This is a genomic window from Bordetella genomosp. 1, assembly GCF_002261335.1.
Taxonomy (GTDB): Bacteria; Pseudomonadota; Gammaproteobacteria; order Burkholderiales; family Burkholderiaceae_B; genus Bordetella.
In genome coordinates this window covers 144,833-160,182 of the sequence record NZ_NEVL01000007.1, presented here as the reverse complement: position 1 = coordinate 160,182, position 15,350 = coordinate 144,833, and the positions used below count along the sequence as shown (strand labels likewise).

15 protein-coding genes are annotated in these 15,350 nt (G+C 67.8%); 11 read left to right on the top strand and 4 right to left on the bottom strand.

All coding sequences use genetic code 11. From position 1 onward, the window contains the following. Positions 1–91 precede the first annotated feature (91 nt). From CEG14_RS24970 to clsB, 5 genes are all read left to right on the top strand, one after another. On the top strand, positions 92–415 hold the full coding sequence (locus CEG14_RS24970; RefSeq protein ID WP_094829122.1) for an FmdB family zinc ribbon protein: 324 nt from the start codon (positions 92–94) through the stop codon (positions 413–415). A gap of 58 nt (positions 416–473) precedes the next feature. Beyond that, positions 474–1,088, top strand: coding sequence for a DUF502 domain-containing protein (locus tag CEG14_RS24965; RefSeq protein ID WP_255032105.1), 615 nt, complete (start codon positions 474–476; stop codon positions 1,086–1,088). Positions 1,089–1,127: 39 nt separating this feature from the next. Continuing rightward, positions 1,128–2,918: an aspartate--tRNA ligase gene (gene aspS / locus CEG14_RS24960; RefSeq protein ID WP_094829121.1), complete on the top strand. Its 1,791-nt coding sequence runs from the start codon at positions 1,128–1,130 to the stop codon at positions 2,916–2,918. Positions 2,919–3,032: 114 nt separating this feature from the next. Further along, positions 3,033–3,893, top strand: a complete 861-nt coding sequence (locus CEG14_RS24955) for an endonuclease/exonuclease/phosphatase family protein (protein ID WP_094829120.1) — start codon at positions 3,033–3,035, stop codon at positions 3,891–3,893. Next, complete coding sequence (gene clsB / locus CEG14_RS24950; protein ID WP_094829119.1) at positions 3,890–5,101, top strand: cardiolipin synthase ClsB; 1,212 nt, start codon at positions 3,890–3,892, stop codon at positions 5,099–5,101. Before CEG14_RS24955 ends, clsB begins: the two co-directional genes overlap by 4 nt. Before the next feature lie 12 nt (positions 5,102–5,113). Here the strand turns inward: clsB and CEG14_RS24945 are convergent, their stop codons facing one another. From CEG14_RS24945 to CEG14_RS24930, 4 genes are all read right to left on the bottom strand, one after another. Then, positions 5,114–5,995: a DMT family transporter gene (locus tag CEG14_RS24945; RefSeq protein WP_094829118.1), complete on the bottom strand. Its 882-nt coding sequence runs from the start codon at positions 5,993–5,995 to the stop codon at positions 5,114–5,116. A gap of 34 nt (positions 5,996–6,029) precedes the next feature. Next, the gene (locus CEG14_RS24940; protein WP_094829117.1) at positions 6,030–7,391 is read right to left on the bottom strand and encodes an MFS transporter; all 1,362 of its coding nucleotides are present in this window, start codon (positions 7,389–7,391) and stop codon (positions 6,030–6,032) included. 110 nt (positions 7,392–7,501) lie between these two features. Further along, positions 7,502–8,071 (bottom strand): CoxG family protein, encoded by a 570-nt coding sequence (locus tag CEG14_RS24935; protein ID WP_094829116.1) that lies wholly within the window; start codon positions 8,069–8,071, stop codon positions 7,502–7,504. 64 nt (positions 8,072–8,135) lie between these two features. Further along, positions 8,136–9,422, bottom strand: coding sequence for an O-antigen ligase family protein (locus CEG14_RS24930; protein WP_094829115.1), 1,287 nt, complete (start codon positions 9,420–9,422; stop codon positions 8,136–8,138). A gap of 271 nt (positions 9,423–9,693) precedes the next feature. Here CEG14_RS24930 and CEG14_RS24925 point away from each other — a divergent pair, with 271 nt between their 5' ends. The 6 genes from CEG14_RS24925 (at position 9,694) to pseG (ending at position 15,331) form a co-directional block, all read left to right on the top strand. After that, positions 9,694–10,362, top strand: coding sequence for a hypothetical protein (locus CEG14_RS24925; RefSeq protein WP_094829114.1), 669 nt, complete (start codon positions 9,694–9,696; stop codon positions 10,360–10,362). 114 nt (positions 10,363–10,476) lie between these two features. Further along, positions 10,477–10,824 (top strand): MarR family EPS-associated transcriptional regulator, encoded by a 348-nt coding sequence (locus CEG14_RS24920; RefSeq protein ID WP_094829113.1) that lies wholly within the window; start codon positions 10,477–10,479, stop codon positions 10,822–10,824. A gap of 92 nt (positions 10,825–10,916) precedes the next feature. Then, complete coding sequence (gene pseB, locus CEG14_RS24915; RefSeq protein ID WP_094829112.1) at positions 10,917–11,927, top strand: UDP-N-acetylglucosamine 4,6-dehydratase (inverting); 1,011 nt, start codon at positions 10,917–10,919, stop codon at positions 11,925–11,927. A gap of 19 nt (positions 11,928–11,946) precedes the next feature. Continuing rightward, on the top strand, positions 11,947–13,110 hold the full coding sequence (gene pseC / locus CEG14_RS24910) for a UDP-4-amino-4,6-dideoxy-N-acetyl-beta-L-altrosamine transaminase (protein WP_094829111.1): 1,164 nt from the start codon (positions 11,947–11,949) through the stop codon (positions 13,108–13,110). Positions 13,111–13,115: 5 nt separating this feature from the next. Then, positions 13,116–13,808, top strand: coding sequence for a pseudaminic acid cytidylyltransferase (gene pseF, locus CEG14_RS24905; protein WP_094829110.1), 693 nt, complete (start codon positions 13,116–13,118; stop codon positions 13,806–13,808). Then, entirely contained in the window at positions 13,808–15,331 is a 1,524-nt protein-coding gene (pseG, locus tag CEG14_RS24900; RefSeq protein WP_094829109.1) for a UDP-2,4-diacetamido-2,4,6-trideoxy-beta-L-altropyranose hydrolase, read from the top strand. Before pseF ends, pseG begins: the two co-directional genes overlap by 1 nt. The last annotated feature ends 19 nt before the right edge of the window (positions 15,332–15,350 follow it).

Genomic DNA, 15,350 nt, shown 5'->3' with positions numbered 1-15,350 from the left:
CCGACAAGCAGGCAGAGGGTGGCGCGCCCATTCCGGGCGCACTCTCCGGCGGGCCGACCGTGGCGCCTCCCTCAGTCTGGAACCTGACTTCATGCCCATCTACGCTTACAAGTGCAGTGCCTGCGGCTTTGCCAAGGACGTGCTGCAAAAGATCTCCGACGCCCCGCTTTCGGTCTGCCCCGAATGCGGCAAGGACGCGTTTTCCAAGCAGGTGACCGCCGCCGGCTTCCAGCTCAAGGGCTCGGGTTGGTACGTCACCGATTTCCGCAACGGCTCGAAAGGTGGCGAACAGGCCACCGGCAAGCCGGCCGTGTCGTCCGAGGGCGCTGCGCCCGCGGCCGCACCGGCCGCCGCGCCGGCCGCGCCGGCTGCGAGCAGCGGGTCGACCGGGGGCACCTCCGGCACCGCGACCTGAGCCCCACGCGGACCGCGTCGTGTTCAAGAAGTACTTCATCACCGGCCTGCTGATCTGGATGCCCCTGGCCATCACGGTCTGGGTGCTCAGTCTGCTGGTGGACACGCTCGAAGGCTTCGTGCCGCAGTTTCTCTCGTCCGAATCCTTGTTCGGCGTGGGGATCCCCGGCTTTCGCTTCGTGCTCGTGATCCTGGTGGTGCTGGTCACCGGCGTGCTCGGTGCCAACCTGCTCGGCCGCAGCCTGTTCGAACAATGGGAACGTATCCTCGGGCGCATTCCGCTGGTACGCTCCATCTACAATTCGGTCAAACAGGTCAGTGATACGGTGCTCGGCCCCAACGGTCGGGCGTTCCGCCAGGCCGTGTTGATCCAGTACCCGCGTCAAGGGGCCTGGACCATCGCTTTTCTGACCGGCACGCCCAGTGGTGAAGTGGCATCCTATCTGCCGGGCGAGCACCTCAGCGTCTACGTGCCCACGACGCCGAACCCGACCTCGGGATTCTTTCTGATCCTGCCGCGTGACCAGGTCATCGAACTGCAGATGACCGTCGATGCCGCCCTGAAGTACATCGTTTCCATGGGCGTGGTGGCCCCGCCGGCCCAGGCGAGCCTGCCCCCCGAAGCCTTATCCCCGGCACGCGACGAGCCTCCCGCTCCGCGCGCCGAACCGTAACCCTTACGCTCTTACAGCCTATACACGGAGTTATCCCGCATGCGTACCTGCTACACCGGCCAGGTTTGCCGTGACCATCTCGGCCAGACTGTCACCCTGTACGGCTGGGTGAACCGCCGCCGCGACCACGGCGGGGTCATCTTCATCGACCTGCGCGATCGCACCGGCCTGGCTCAGATCGTGTTCGACACCGACTACGCCGACGCCTTCGCCGGCGCCGAGCGCCTGCGCAACGAGTTCTGCATCCGCATCACCGGCCTGGTGCGCGAGCGTCCGGCCAACACCGTGAACCCCGATCTGGCATCGGGCGAAGTCGAAGTGCTGTGCAAAGAGCTCGAGATCCTCAACGCCTCGGTCACGCCGCCGTTCCAGCTCGACGACGACAACCTCTCCGAAACGACCCGCCTCACGCACCGCGTGCTGGACCTGCGCCGCCCGCAGATGCAGCGCAACCTGATGCTGCGCTATCGCGTGTCGATCGAAGTGCGCAAGTTCCTCGACGAGCTCGGCTTCATCGACATCGAAACGCCGATGCTGACCAAGTCGACGCCCGAAGGCGCGCGCGACTATCTCGTGCCCTCGCGCGTGAACGCCGGCCACTTCTTCGCGCTGCCGCAATCGCCGCAGCTGTTCAAGCAGATGCTGATGGTGTCGGGCTTCGACCGCTACTACCAGATCACCAAGTGCTTCCGCGACGAAGACCTGCGCGCCGACCGCCAGCCTGAATTCACCCAGATCGACTGCGAGACCTCGTTCCTCAACGAGTTCGAGATCCGCGCGATCTTCGAAAGCATGATCCGCCACGTGTTCAAGGTGGTGCAGGGTGTCGAGCTGGCCGACGAGTTCCCCTCCATGACCTGGACCGAAGCCATGCAGCGCTACGGTTCCGACAAGCCCGACCTGCGCGTGAACCTGGAGTTCACCGACATCGCCGACATCATGAAGGATGTCGACTTCAAGGTGTTCGCCGCCGCCGCGACCACGCCGGGCAGCCGCGTGGTGGCCCTGCGCGTGCCGGGCGGTGCCGAGCTCTCGCGCAGCGAGATCGACGCCTACACCCAGTTCGTCGGCATCTACGGCGCCAAGGGCCTGGCCTACATCAAGGTCAACGAAGTGGCCAAGGGCCGTGAAGGCCTGCAATCGCCGATCGTGAAGAACATCCACGACGCCGCCATCACCGAGCTGCTGGCCCGCACCGGCGCGCAGGACGGCGACATCATCTTCTTTGGCGCCGACCGCGCCAAGGTGGTCAACGACGCGATCGGCGCGCTGCGCGTGAAGATCGGCCACAGCGAATTCGGCAAGAAGACGGGCCTGTCCGCGCCCGGCTGGAAGCCGCTGTGGGTCATCGACTTCCCGATGTTCGAGTACGACGAGGAAGAGGCCCGCTACACCGCCGCTCACCACCCCTTCACCAGCCCCAAGGACGGCCACGAGGACTTCCTCGAAACCGATCCGGGCAAGGCCTTTGCCAAGGCCTACGACATGGTGCTCAACGGCTGGGAAATCGGCGGCGGCTCGGTCCGTATCCACCGCGAAGAAGTGCAGAGCAAGGTGTTCCGCGCGCTCAAGATCGACGCCGAGGAAGCCCGCGAGAAGTTCGGCTTCCTGCTCGACGCGCTGCAGTACGGCGCGCCGCCCCACGGTGGCATCGCCTTCGGCCTGGACCGCATCGTCACCATGATGACCGGCGCCGAATCGATCCGTGACGTGATCGCCTTCCCCAAGACCCAGCGCGCCCAGTGCCTGCTGACCCAGGCCCCGTCGGAAGTCGATGAAAAGCAACTGCGCGAGCTGCACATCCGCCTGCGCAATGCCGAAGTGAAATGAAGTAAGCTGGAAATGCGGCGCCGGGTGATCGGCGCCGCGGCGGCCCGGTGGCTCAGGAGCAACCGGGCCGTGCCGCCAGTCGCTCCTGACCAGAAATAAGGCGCCATACGATCTATGTCGCTTATTCGCGTCGTCAGCTACAACATCCACAAAGGCCGTTCCGCTCTCGGAACGCGCGAGTCCCTCAACGACCTGCGTCTCGGGTTGTACGGGCTGCGGCCCGACCTGGTCTTTCTCCAGGAAGTGCAGGGTCGCAATCAGCAATCCTCCGTGCTCGACCTCCAGCATGAATCGCTGGCTGCCGCATTGCGCCTGAACGTCGCCTATGGCCGCAACGCCATCCGCGCCGACACCGATCACGGCAACGCCCTGCTGTCGCGCTTCGACATCACGGGCCACGAAAACGAAGACATCTCCGACCACCGCCTCGAGCAGCGCGGCATGCTGCATGCGCGCATCGACGTGGGCGGCACCGAGGTGCATTGCTTCGTCGTGCACCTGGGCCTGTTCGCCGGCAGCCGCGCGCGCCAGATCCAGGCCATCTCCGACCGCATCAAGCGCGAGGTGCCCGACGGCGCGCCGCTGCTGATCGCGGGCGACTTCAACGACTGGGGCGACCGGCTCGCGCCGATGTTCGTGCAGCAGCTCGGCCTCTACGAAGTGTTTTCGCACGCGCCGCGCACCGGCGGCGGCGAGCTGCCCCGGCTGCGCGATTCCATGCGGCGACTCACCAGCGTGCTGCGCGGCGAGCCGGGCAGCGCCGGCATGATCGATCGCAACAACCGGCTCGGCATGGGCGGCGCCTATTGCCCGCTGCCGCCGCCGCGCACGTTCCCGGCGGTGTTCCCGTGGTTCCGCCTCGACCGCATCTACCAGCGCGGCTTCGCCGTGCGCAGCGCGCGGGTGCTGCGCGGGCGCGAGTGGTCGCGCCTGTCGGATCATGCGCCGCTCCTGACGGAGCTCGAGTTGCCGTGAGAGCCAACATCGTCCGGGTGCATTGGACCGAAGGCAATCAGATCGAGCTACTGCAGAACGGCGCGGATTTCTTCCCCGCCCTGTGCGCGGCGATCGACGCCGCGCATACCAGCGTGCACCTCGAAACCTATATCTTCCTGCTCGACCGCACCGGGGTGCGCGTGCTCGATTGCCTCGAGCGCGCCGCCCAGCGCGGCGTGAAGGTGCGCGTGGTGCTCGACGGCTTCGGCAGCGCGGGCACGGCCGACGCCGTGCGCGAGCGCATCGTCGCGGCGGGCGGCCAGTGCCGCATCTTCCGGCCGGAGCCGCGCTGGTGGGGCCGCCTCCGGTTCTCGCGCAGCCGGCTGCGGCGCCTGCACCGCAAGGTCACGGTGATCGACAGCGACATCGCGTTCGTCGGCGGGATCAACGTGATCGACGATTTCGACGACATCGACGTGCACGACCACATCCCGGCGCCGCGCTTCGATTTCGCGGTGCGCGTGCGCGGCCCGCTGGTGCCGGGCATCATCTACGCGCAGGACCTGCTGTGGGTGCGGCTGAACTGGGCGCGGGTGCGGCGCCATCCGGGCGACTGGCGCCGGCTGCGGCTGCGCAAGCCGCGCCATCTGCACGCCGCGCCCTGCGGCCACCTGCGCGCCGCGCTGATCCTGCGCGACAACCTGCGCCATCGCCAGACCTTCGAGCAGGCCTATCTCTACGGCATCGAGCATGCGCGCCGCGACATCCTGATCGCCAACGCCTATTTCTTCCCGGGCCATCAGTTCCGCAAGGCGCTGGCGCAGGCGGCATCGCGCGGGGTGCGGGTGCGGCTGCTGCTGCAGGGCAAGCCCGAGTACTACATGCAGTACTACGCCACGCGCGCGCTCTACGACCAGCTGCTGCGCGACGGCATCGAGATCTACGAATACATGCCGGGCTATCTGCACGCCAAGGTGGCGGTGATCGACAACATGGCCACGGTGGGCTCGTCCAATCTCGACCCGTTCAGCCTGCTGCTCGCGCGCGAGGCCAACGTGGTGGTCGACAACCAGCCGTTTGCCTGGGACCTGCAGGCGCGGCTCGAAGCCGCGATCCAGGAGGGCGGGCGCTTCATCCGGCCCGTGGACTACCAGCGCCGCCGGTGGTGGTGGCGGGTGGTCGACACCGTGGCCTACACGGTGCTGCGCATCGGCGTGGCGCTCACCGGGCGCACGGGGCAGTACTGAGCCCGCGCGGGCTCAGGCGGCGCGCCGCGCCGGCAGCCGGATCAGCCCCAGGGCCAGCGAGGTGCCGGCCAGGATCACGCCGGCGCCGATCAGGATCTGCGGCGTCAGCGCTTCGTCGAGCAGCCACACGCCCCAGAACACGCCGAACACCGGCACCAGGAAGGTCACGCTGACGGCCGCCGTGGGGCCGAGCACCGCGATCAGGCGGAAAAACACGATGTAGGCCAGGCCGGTGCAGACCACCGCCAGCAGGAGGGTCGCGCGCCAGGCCTCGAACGACACCGGTTGCGCGGGCCAATGCGCGATCGCGAGCGGGGCCAGCACCAGCGCGGCGCCCAGCATGCTGCCGGTCGCGCTCGACAGCGAATCGACGCCGGTGAGATAGCGCTTGGTCCAGTTGGCCGCGATGCCGTAGAAGATCGGCGCGGAGATTGCCGCGAGCACGGCGAAGCCGGTGCCGCCCGCGCTGAAATCCAGCTTGTCCCAGACCAGCACCACGATGCCGGCAAAGCCCAGCATCAGGCCGGCGACGCGCATGGCCGGCAGCCGGTCGCGCAGCCAGAGCCAGCCGATCACCGCGCCCCACACCGGCGTGACCGCATTGGCCACCGACAGGAAGCCGGCGCCCAGCGACTGGGCGGCATAGGCATAGAGCAGGAAGGGCAGGGCGGCGTTGAGCGCGCCCACCACCAGGATGGCCTTCCAGTGCCGCGCGATCACCGGCAGGCGCCGCTTCACGATGGCCAGCGGCAGCAGGAACAGGGCGGCCAGGCCGACCCGCAGCTCCATCAGCGCGGCGGGGCCGAACTCGGGCACCGCGATCCGGATGAACAGAAACGAGCCGCCCCAGACCGCGGCCAGGGCGAGCAACTCGAACAGATCGCGACGCTGCATGATGAAGGGAAACGCGGCGGAAGGAGGGAAGGGCTCAGGCGGCCTTGCGGCGGGTCATGAGGTTTTTCATCTTGACCCGGTGGGCCACGATGGCGGCGCCGAGCGCCAGGACGACGCAGAATATCAGGCCGGCGCGCACGCCGGACATCACCGAGGTGTGCGTGATGGCGATGCCCACCAGCGCCGTGCCGGCCGCGCTGCCGATGGCGCGCGTGGTCTGCACCAGCGCCGAGGCCACGCCCACGTCGCGCCGCTCGCTCAGCATCTGCATGAAGAGGGTGAGGTTGGGCAACAGGAAGCCGAGCGCCACGCCGTTGACCGTGAAGGCGGCCACGATCCAGTACACCGAGGTGTCGGTGCCGATCGCCAGCACCATGGCCGAGCCCAGCGCCAGCAGCAGCGCGCCGAACACCATCAGGCGCTGCGGCTCGGTCTGCTTGGGAAAGAGCCGGCCGTTGATGATGCTGCCCAGCGAGATCGCGGCCACCAGCGGCGTGAGCACCAGGCCTGCCTGGCTCGGCGTGTAGTGCAGCTCGTGCTGCAGCAGCAGCGGGCTGTAGAAGATCAGGATGAACATCACCGCGCCCACCGCCACGGCCGCGAGATTGAGCAGGCGCGGTTCGGCGCCGGCCAGCACGCGCAGCGGGAAGATCGGGTTGGTGACGCGGCGCTCGTGCGGCAGCAGGATGGCGATCGCGGCCACGCCGGCCACGGCCAGGCCGGCGGCGAGCACCGGATGGGCGCGGTCGCCCGGCGCGAAGCCCAGCTCGAGCGCGGCCAGCGGCGCGCCCACGGCCACCACCAGCAGGATGGCGCCGACCCAGTCGATGCGCCGGCCGGCGTTGGCCGACGAGGGTGGAATGCGGGGGAAGTAGCGCGCCAGCAGGAAGAAGGCGGCCGCGGCGGCGATCGGCGCGATGAAGAAGGCGGCGCGCCAGCCCAGGGCCTGCGTTGCGGCGCCGCCCAGCACCGGGCCGATGCCGCTCGCCATGGCGAAGGCGGCCGACACCAGCGCCATCCAGCGCACGCGCTCGCGCGCGTCGGGGAACAGATCGGCCGGCGCGGCGAACGCGGTGGCGATCATCATGCCGCCGCCCACGCCCTGCAGTGTGCGGAACGCGATGAGCTGCTCCATGGATTGCGACAGGCCACAGGCGATCGAGCCGAGCGCCACGATCATCACCGACACCAGCATCAGCGGCTTGCGGCCGAACATGTCGCCCAGCCGGCCGAAGATCATGATGGAGACGGCGGTGGCCAGCAGGTAGCCGGTGCCGACCCAGGCGTAGAGCGCCATGCCGTTGAGGGCGGCCGCCACGCGGGGCAGGGTGGTGCTGACGATGGTGGAGTCGAAGGCCACCAGCACCACGGTTGCGGCCACGCCCGCCATGGCCATCAGCAGGTCACGGCGGGAGTGGGCGGGGGCGTCGGGCTTGGGCGGCGGCGTTTCGGATGGGGGGGCGGATGGGGCGCTCATCCGAAAAGAATATCACCGCTGGCTTGCGATCATTTGAACAAGGTGTGATAGCCGACCAAGACGACCACGACCACCATCGCCACGGCCCAGGACCAGCGCGAGTTCGACAGGCCGCGCTCTTCGGGTTCGGGCGGGGGCGGCGGCGGCTCGAGCCGCGGCTGCGCGGCCATGTAGTCGATGAAGTTCGCGAAGAACTTCTCCACCAGCTTGCCGCCCGCCTTCAGGATCAGCGGCTCGCCGCACTCGGCCAGCTTGCCGCCCGCCATCGCGGCCACGGTATAGGCCAGGCGGGTGCCGCGGTCTTTGTCGGTGAGGGTCATCTGGGCGGTGCCGATGGCCATGCCCGCGGCTTCGCCCTTGCCTTCGAAGGCAAGCGACAGCGAGTGCGGGGCATTCAGATCCGAGAGCAGCACTTCGCCCTCGTAGTTGGCGTCGATCCCCGGGAATTTCGCGTGGATCGCCACGTGATATTCGGTGGGCGTGCGCCGGGTGATGTGGACGCAGCCGGGAAGACATTTCTGCAGCACCGCGGGATCGAGCAGGGCGTCCCAGGTCTGGTGCTGCGTGGAGGGAACCCATTGGGCATCGGCTATGCGCATGGCTGTCTCCTGATCTGTTTGAACCTATTGTGCGCTCAAACGTCGGGAGTGTCACCACGCGGGCTCAGCCGGCGTCGGCGCCCTCTTTTTTGCGCGGCGACACGAGCCGTGGGTCGGACAGCACCAGGAACAGGCCCACCAGCACCGCATAGAAGCCGACGGTGCGCATGCCGCGGAACATCAGCTCGGTCAGGCCGAACACGGCGAAGCCCAGGCAGGTGGCGGCGCCCATGGTGGCGGTGGCGCGGATCGCCGCGCCATGATCGCGCCGCATGCGTCGCAGGAAGATGCGGGCCGGCACGCCATACACCAGCAGCAGGCCGATGCCGCCGAGGATGCCGTAGCTGGCCAGCACCTCGAGCATGTCGTTGTGGGGCTCGCCGAAGCCCGAGGCCACGTAGGGCGAAACCTTGCCCTCTGCGCCCAGCTGTCCCATGCGCTGCTGGAAGCCCCGGCTGCCGCCGAAGCCGGTCAGCGGGTCGCTTGCAATCATGCCGAGCGCGGAGCGCCAGAGCTGCAGGCGCACGCAGATCGAGGTGTCCGCCGTCGGGTTCTCGTTGAGGCACTCGTGGCTCTGCGTGTAGACCAGCACGGTGCGGTCCCGCAACAGCGGGTTGGCCGAGCCGATCAACAGCACCGCCACGACCAGCCCGACCAGCACGGCGAAGGCCCGCAGCGGGTGGCGGATGCGGCCGTGCAGCGCGATGCCCAGGCCGAGGAAGAGCGGGATGGCGAGCCAGCCGCTGCGCGTCTGGGTCAGGATGAAGCCGACGAAACCGACCACCACGGCCGCGATCTTCAGCACCTTTTCGGTGCGCTCGAAGCGCGTCAGCCTGAGCGGCAGCGCGTAGGCGATGATCGCGGTGATGAGCAGGGTGAGATTGCCGTAGCTCACCGCGTTGTACTGCTTGGTGTCAGGCCGGTTGAGCAGATTGGGATAGATCAGCGACAGCACCGTGATGGTGCTGATCCACGCCGCGAGCATCATGCCCCACAGCGTCTGCTTGAGCTGGGCCGGCGGGCAGTAGAGCATGGCGGCCAGCATGATGGGCACGCCGACCGCGAGCCGCAGGCTCTTCTCCACGTCGGTGGAGCCCCAGCTGGCGTTGAGCGTGGCGCTGACGGCCACGGCGGCCATGGGCATGGCGAAGGCGATCAGCACTGCCCAATAGGGCTTGAGCAGTTGCGGCAGGCTCACGTCGTGGCGGCGGGGGGCCGACGCGATCATGAGGGCACTCGCGATGATGGCGAGATAGAACGCCGCGCTGCCGCCCGAATACGTGGACAGCAACATTGCGGGCAGCAGGCCGACGGAGCCGATGAGCAACCAGGCGGACAGGCGATTCAACATATGACTATCAAGGGACTTGAGGCCGGTCAGCAGGGCTTGCGGCGGCTACGGGAACGCGACCCGTGCGTGCCGCCGAGTGTTGCGCAAAATCTGCCGATTATATCCAAAGACCCCTTACGTCGGACTTGCACCAAATCGGCGTACCAATTTGGCGCACCCGCAGAAGTTTAGTAATAATCATTTTTATTGGGGTCGGTCGCCCGGCGCGCCGCGAGATCGCTGTCGCGTTTTGATGCAATAATCGTGGACTTCCCTTCATAAGCCCCGTTTTATGAATTCCCTGCACCGCACGACCGATGAATTGACGCTTGTCGATCTCGCCACCATTTTGGTTCGCCGCCGCGTGTTGTTTCTTGCGGTGCTCATCATCGGTCTGGCGCTGGCCGTCGGCCTCTACTGGCACAAACGCAACCAGGCGCCGGAACAGCCCCCGCACCTGTATGTGTCCACCCTGGCGGTGGGCTACAGCGGCCGCGACCTGATCGAATCGATGCAGGCGCTGCGCAGCCAGCTCGAGTACGCCTACATCCCGCAGCTGCAGGCGGAGCTGGCCAAGGAGAAGCTGCCCTACGTGCACGTGTCCATCGTGACCGCCAGCGAGCCCGACAACAACGTGCTGCAGCTGCAGACCCTTGGCTCCGCCGACGATGCCGAGGCCGCGCGGCGCGTGCACACGCGCCTGCTCGAGCGCATCGTGGCGCGCCACAGCCAGATCTACGCCAGCATGGAACAGACGCTCAAGGGCGCCGCGCCGCTGCAGGTTTCCGCGCGCCTCTATCCCAGCACCGTGCTGGCGACCTCGGTCGATTCCGGCGTGCCGGTCGTCACGGTGGGCCGCAAATTCCTGTTCATGGCCTGTTTCCTGGCCGTGATCGCCGCGTTCGCGGCCGCCTACCTCGTGGAATTCGCGGTGGTCGTCCGCCGCGCCATGCGCAAATAAGTGTCGGGGCCTCCGGATGGAGGCCCTGCATTACCTCGCTCGCAATATTTTGCATCGTGATGCAATGCTGCGTGGTACATTCCGTTCAATCGTTGAACGCACCCCCCTGTGCCCATGCCCTCGGACCAACATCAGGAAGAGATTCGGCTGCGCGTCCTGCGCCTGCTCCAGGCCAATCCGAAGATGAGCCAGCGCGAGCTGGCTGAAGGTCTTGGCGTCAGCCTGGGCAAGACCAATTACTGTCTGCGCGCGTTGCTGGATCGCGGTCTGATCAAGATGCAGAACTTCCGCAACAGCCAGAACAAGCTCGCCTATACCTATTTTCTGACGCCCGAGGGGATCGCCGAAAAGGCCGGTCTCACGGCGCGTTTTCTGAAAATAAAGGTGGCGGAGTACGAAATGCTGCACAAGGAAATCGAAGCCTTGCGCGGAGAAGTTGGAGAAAGGCCTTCCAGGCAATGAGTTCGGCGCAAATTTTTTGACCGGCCAGGTCGGTGTTTTTGCGCCGAACCGTCTTGGCAGTCGTCCCACGACAAAATCAATCGTAAAAGAAAATGCTCTCTCGTAAATCCATTCTGATTACTGGCGGTACCGGTTCTTTTGGCAAAGCGTTTGTCCGTACGGTGCTGGAACGTTATCCGGATATCAAGCGGCTGGTTATTTTCTCGCGCGACGAACTGAAGCAGTTCGAGATGTCGCAGACGTTTTCCGAAAAGGACCACCCCGCGATCCGCTATTTCATCGGCGATATTCGCGATGAGGCCCGCCTGCGCCGTGCCCTCGAAGGCATCGACATCGTGGTGCACGCCGCCGCGCTCAAGCAGGTGCCGGCCGCCGAGTACAACCCGTTCGAGTGCATCAAGACCAATGTGCTGGGTGCCCAGAACCTGATCGAGGCCTGCCTCGACACCGGCGTGCAGCGCGTCGTCGCCCTCTCGACCGACAAGGCCGCCGCGCCGATCAATCTGTATGGCGCCACCAAGCTCTGTTCCGACAAGCTGTTCGTGGCCGCGAACAATATCAAGGGCAACCGCGATATTCGTTTCAGCGTGGTGCGTTACGGCAACGTGATGGGCAGCCGCGGTTCGGTGATTCCGTTCTTCCTGGCCCGCCGCGCCAATGGCGTGCTGCCGATCACGGATCCCGCCATGACCCGCTTCAATATCTCGCTGCAGGAAGGCGTGGATATGGTGCTGTGGTCGATCGAAAATGCCTGGGGCGGTGAAGTCCTGGTGCCGAAGATCCCCTCGTACCGCATCGGCGACGTGGCGAGCGCCATCGGCCCGGATTGCCGCCAGGAAATCGTCGGGGTGCGCCCGGGCGAGAAGATCCACGAGGAAATGATTACCGCGAGCGACAGTTTCAATACCGTCGACTTGGGCCGTTATTACGCCATTCTGCCCGCCACCAGCCTGTATACGCAGGAAGATTATTGCGCGCAGAACAACGCAAAACCGGTCGAACCGGGTTTTGCCTACGACAGCGGCACCAATCCGGACTTCCTGACCGTCGAACAGCTGCGCTCGCTCATCGAAACCCACGTGATCGGTCATACCGTCGATTAAACCGCCGCCAGGAAAGCCGATGTCCTTCATCCCGTACAGCTGCCAGAACATCAACCAGGACGATATCGACGCCGTCACGGCGGTCCTGCGGTCGGAATACCTGACCCAGGGCCCCGCGATCACGGCATTCGAGCAGGCGTTCGCCGAACGGCACCAGGTGTCGCACGCGGTGGCCGTGGCCAACGCCACCGCCGCCCTGCACATCGCCTGCCTGGCGCTGGGACTCGGCCCGGGCAAGCGCCTGTGGACCAGCCCGAACAGCTTCCTCGCCTCGGCCAACTGCGCGCTGTACTGCGGCGCCGACGTCGATTTCGTCGACATCGACCCGCGCACGCGCAACATGTCGATCGCGCGGCTCGAAGAGAAGCTGGCGGCCGCGGCCGAGCGCGATGCGCTGCCGCACATCGTGGTGCCGGTCGACTTCTCCGGCCTGTCCTGCGACCTGCGCGAAATGCGCGCGCTGGCCGACCGCTACGGGTTCCGCATCCTGGAGGATGCGTCGCATGCCGTGGGCGCCTCGTACCTCGATCGCCCGGTCGGCAGCGCCTGGGCCGACATGACGGTGTTCAGCTTCCACGCGGTGAAGGTCGTCACCACGGCCGAGGGCGGCCTGATCGCCACCAACGACGCGCAGCTGGCGCGCCGCCTGCAGTTGCTGCGGGCGCACGGCATGACGCGCGCGGCCGACGAGCTCGACATCACCGACGAAGGTCCCTGGTACTACGAGCAACACCTGCTGGGCTTCAACTACCGCATCACCGACATCCAGGCCGCGCTCGGCCACTCGCAGCTCAAGCGCCTGGACGCCATGCAGGCCGACCGCATCGCGCTGGCCGACCGCTACGACGAGCTGCTGGGCGACCTGCCGCTGCACCTGCCCGTGCGGCTGGCCGACCGGGTCTCGTCCTGGCACCTGTATGCGGTCGAGATCGACGGCGAGCGCAGCAATGCGTCGCGCCGCGCGGTGTTCGAGGCGCTGCGCAACGCGAGCATCGGCGTGAACGTGCACTACATTCCGATCCACACGCAGCCCTATTACCGCAAGCTCGGCTTCAAGCCCGGCGACTTCCCGGCGGCGGAGCAGTACTACGCCCAGGCGATCTCGCTGCCTCTGTTCCCGGCGCTGACGCACGCGCAGCAGGATCGCGTCGCCCAGGTGCTGCGCGCGGCGCTCGCGGGTTGAACGCCATGCGCATCGCCATCATCCCGGCCCGTGGCGGCAGCAAGCGGATCCCGCGCAAGAACATCAAGCCCTTCGCGGGCAAGCCGATGATCGCCTATGCGATCGAGGCCGCGCGCGACTCGGGCGCGTTCGATCACATCGTGGTCAGCACCGACGACGCGGAGATCGCGGAGATCGCGCGCCAGTACGGCGCCGAGACGCCGTTCGTGCGCCCGCCCGAGCTGGCCGACGACTTCACGCCCACCGTGCCCGTGATCGCGCACGCGATCCAGGCCTGCCTGGACGCTGGCTGGGCCGTCGAGGCCGCCTGCTGCATCTATCCCGGCGTGCCGCTGATGCATGCCGGCGACATCCGCGACGCGCTGGCGCTGCTGGAGCAGGGCGACGCCAAGTACGTGTTTCCGGTCACGGCCTTCCCGGCCGCGATCCAGCGCGCGCTGCGCCGCGACGCCGATGGCACGACGCGGCCCTTCAATCCCGAGTACGTGAACACGCGGACCCAGGACCTGGAGCCGGCCTATCACGATGCCGGCCAGTTCTACTGGGGCCGCACGCAGGCCTGGCTCGACGGCCTGAACATCCATGCCAACGGCCGCAGCATCGTGCTGCCGGAGTGGCGCGTGGTCGACATCGATACGCCCGACGACTGGCAGCGTGCCGAAGCGCTGTACCGCGTGGCGCAGGGAGCGGCTGCGTGATGCAGGTCGCCATCCGGGTCGACGCCGCCCTGGTCAGGGGAACCGGGCACGTCATGCGCTGCCTGTGCCTGGCCGACGCGCTGCGCGAACGCGGCGCGTCGATCGCGTTCGTCACCCGGGACCTGCCGCAGGCCCTGCACACGCTGGTCACCGGCCACGGCCACCAGGTCGTGGCGCTCGAAGGCTGGCCGGGCGCGTCGGCGCCTGCCGCCGACCTGCCCGCCGAAGCCGCCTGGTCGACGGCGCAACAGGATGCCGACGCCGCGCAGACCGTGGCCGCACTGGCCGCGCTGGGCCTGCCGGTGGAGATCCTGGTGGTCGACCATTACGCGCTCGGGCTGCGCTGGGAGCAGGCGGCCCGCGCGGGCGCGGCGCGCCTGGTCGCGATCGATGACCTCGCGCGCGAGCACGATTGCGACGTGCTGCTCGACCAGAATTTCTACGCGGCGCCCGAGGCGCGCTACGCCGGCCGGATTCCCGCCGCTGCGCGCGCCTTGCTCGGCCCGCAGCATGCGCTGCTGCGCCCGGAGTTCCGCAGCCTGCGCGCGGATCTGGCGCCGCGCAGCGGCGCGCTGCAGCGCATTCTGGTGTTCCTCGGCGGCATGGACGCCGCCAACCTGACCGGCCGCGCGCTCGATGCGCTCGATGCGGCGGGTCTCGCGGGCGTGGCCACCGACGTCGTCATCGGCGCCGGCCATCCGCAACGTGACGCGCTGGCCGCGCGCTGCGCCAGCCGCGGCGCCACCACCTGCCACATCCAGACGCCGCACATCGGCGCGCTGATGGCCGCCGCCGATCTGGCGGTGGGCGCCGGCGGCGTGGCCACGTGGGAGCGCGCCGCACTCGGCGTGCCGACGCTGGCCATCTGCATCGCCGAGAACCAGCGCGAGGTGCTGGACGATTGCAGTCGCGCCGGCCTGGTCTGTCTGGCGCCGGCCGACACCGTGCCGGCGCTCACCGAGCAGCTGCGTGCGCTGGCGGCCAATCCGGGCCTGCGCGTGCATCTGTCGCGCCAGGGCATGGCGTGCGTGGACGGTCTCGGCGCGTCGCGCGTGGTGGCCGCCCTGCTCGGCCCCGCGGGCATCGCACTGCGTCCCGCGGGCGCTGACGACAGCGCCGACATCCTGGCGTGGCGCAACGCGCCCGAGGTGCGGGCGGCCTCGCGCAGCGATGCCCCGATCGCCGCCGCCGCGCACCAGGCCTGGTTCGACCGCGTCCTGGCCGACCCCGCGCGGCACCTGCTCGTCGGCGAGCGCGACGGCGCCGGCGTCGGCGTGGTGCGCTTCGATCCCGACGGCCCGCAGTCGTACGAGATCTCGATTTATCTCGCGCCCGGCCGAGCCGGCCGGGGCGAAGGCGCCGCGCTGCTGGCGGCCGCCGAAGCGTGGCTGCGCCGTGCCGAGCCGCAGGCGCGCCTCATTCATGCCGAAGTCATGGCTCACAACGTTGTTTCGCTGCGTCTGTTCGAACGCGGCGGCTACCGCTGGCAATCTTCCCGATACAGCAAGGATCTGGTTCTATGAGCGCTCAACGCGATATCAC

What these genes read in the sequence shown, in the direction of transcription:
- CEG14_RS24970 (WP_094829122.1), top strand. Translation starts at nt 92, where the DNA reads ATGCCCATCTACGCTTACAAGTGCAGTGCCTGCGGCTTTGCCAAGGAC.
- CEG14_RS24965 (WP_255032105.1), top strand. Translation starts at nt 474, where the DNA reads ATGCCCCTGGCCATCACGGTCTGGGTGCTCAGTCTGCTGGTGGACACG.
- aspS (WP_094829121.1), top strand. Translation starts at nt 1,128, where the DNA reads ATGCGTACCTGCTACACCGGCCAGGTTTGCCGTGACCATCTCGGCCAG.
- CEG14_RS24955 (WP_094829120.1), top strand. Translation starts at nt 3,033, where the DNA reads ATGTCGCTTATTCGCGTCGTCAGCTACAACATCCACAAAGGCCGTTCC.
- CEG14_RS24945 (WP_094829118.1), bottom strand. Translation starts at nt 5,995, where the DNA reads ATGCAGCGTCGCGATCTGTTCGAGTTGCTCGCCCTGGCCGCGGTCTGG.
- CEG14_RS24940 (WP_094829117.1), bottom strand. Translation starts at nt 7,391, where the DNA reads ATGGCCATGGCGGGCGTGGCCGCAACCGTGGTGCTGGTGGCCTTCGAC.
- CEG14_RS24935 (WP_094829116.1), bottom strand. Translation starts at nt 8,071, where the DNA reads ATGCGCATAGCCGATGCCCAATGGGTTCCCTCCACGCAGCACCAGACC.
- CEG14_RS24930 (WP_094829115.1), bottom strand. Translation starts at nt 9,422, where the DNA reads ATGTTGAATCGCCTGTCCGCCTGGTTGCTCATCGGCTCCGTCGGCCTG.
- CEG14_RS24925 (WP_094829114.1), top strand. Translation starts at nt 9,694, where the DNA reads ATGAATTCCCTGCACCGCACGACCGATGAATTGACGCTTGTCGATCTC.
- CEG14_RS24920 (WP_094829113.1), top strand. Translation starts at nt 10,477, where the DNA reads ATGCCCTCGGACCAACATCAGGAAGAGATTCGGCTGCGCGTCCTGCGC.
- pseB (WP_094829112.1), top strand. Translation starts at nt 10,917, where the DNA reads ATGCTCTCTCGTAAATCCATTCTGATTACTGGCGGTACCGGTTCTTTT.
- pseC (WP_094829111.1), top strand. Translation starts at nt 11,947, where the DNA reads ATGTCCTTCATCCCGTACAGCTGCCAGAACATCAACCAGGACGATATC.
- pseF (WP_094829110.1), top strand. Translation starts at nt 13,116, where the DNA reads ATGCGCATCGCCATCATCCCGGCCCGTGGCGGCAGCAAGCGGATCCCG.
- pseG (WP_094829109.1), top strand. Translation starts at nt 13,808, where the DNA reads ATGCAGGTCGCCATCCGGGTCGACGCCGCCCTGGTCAGGGGAACCGGG.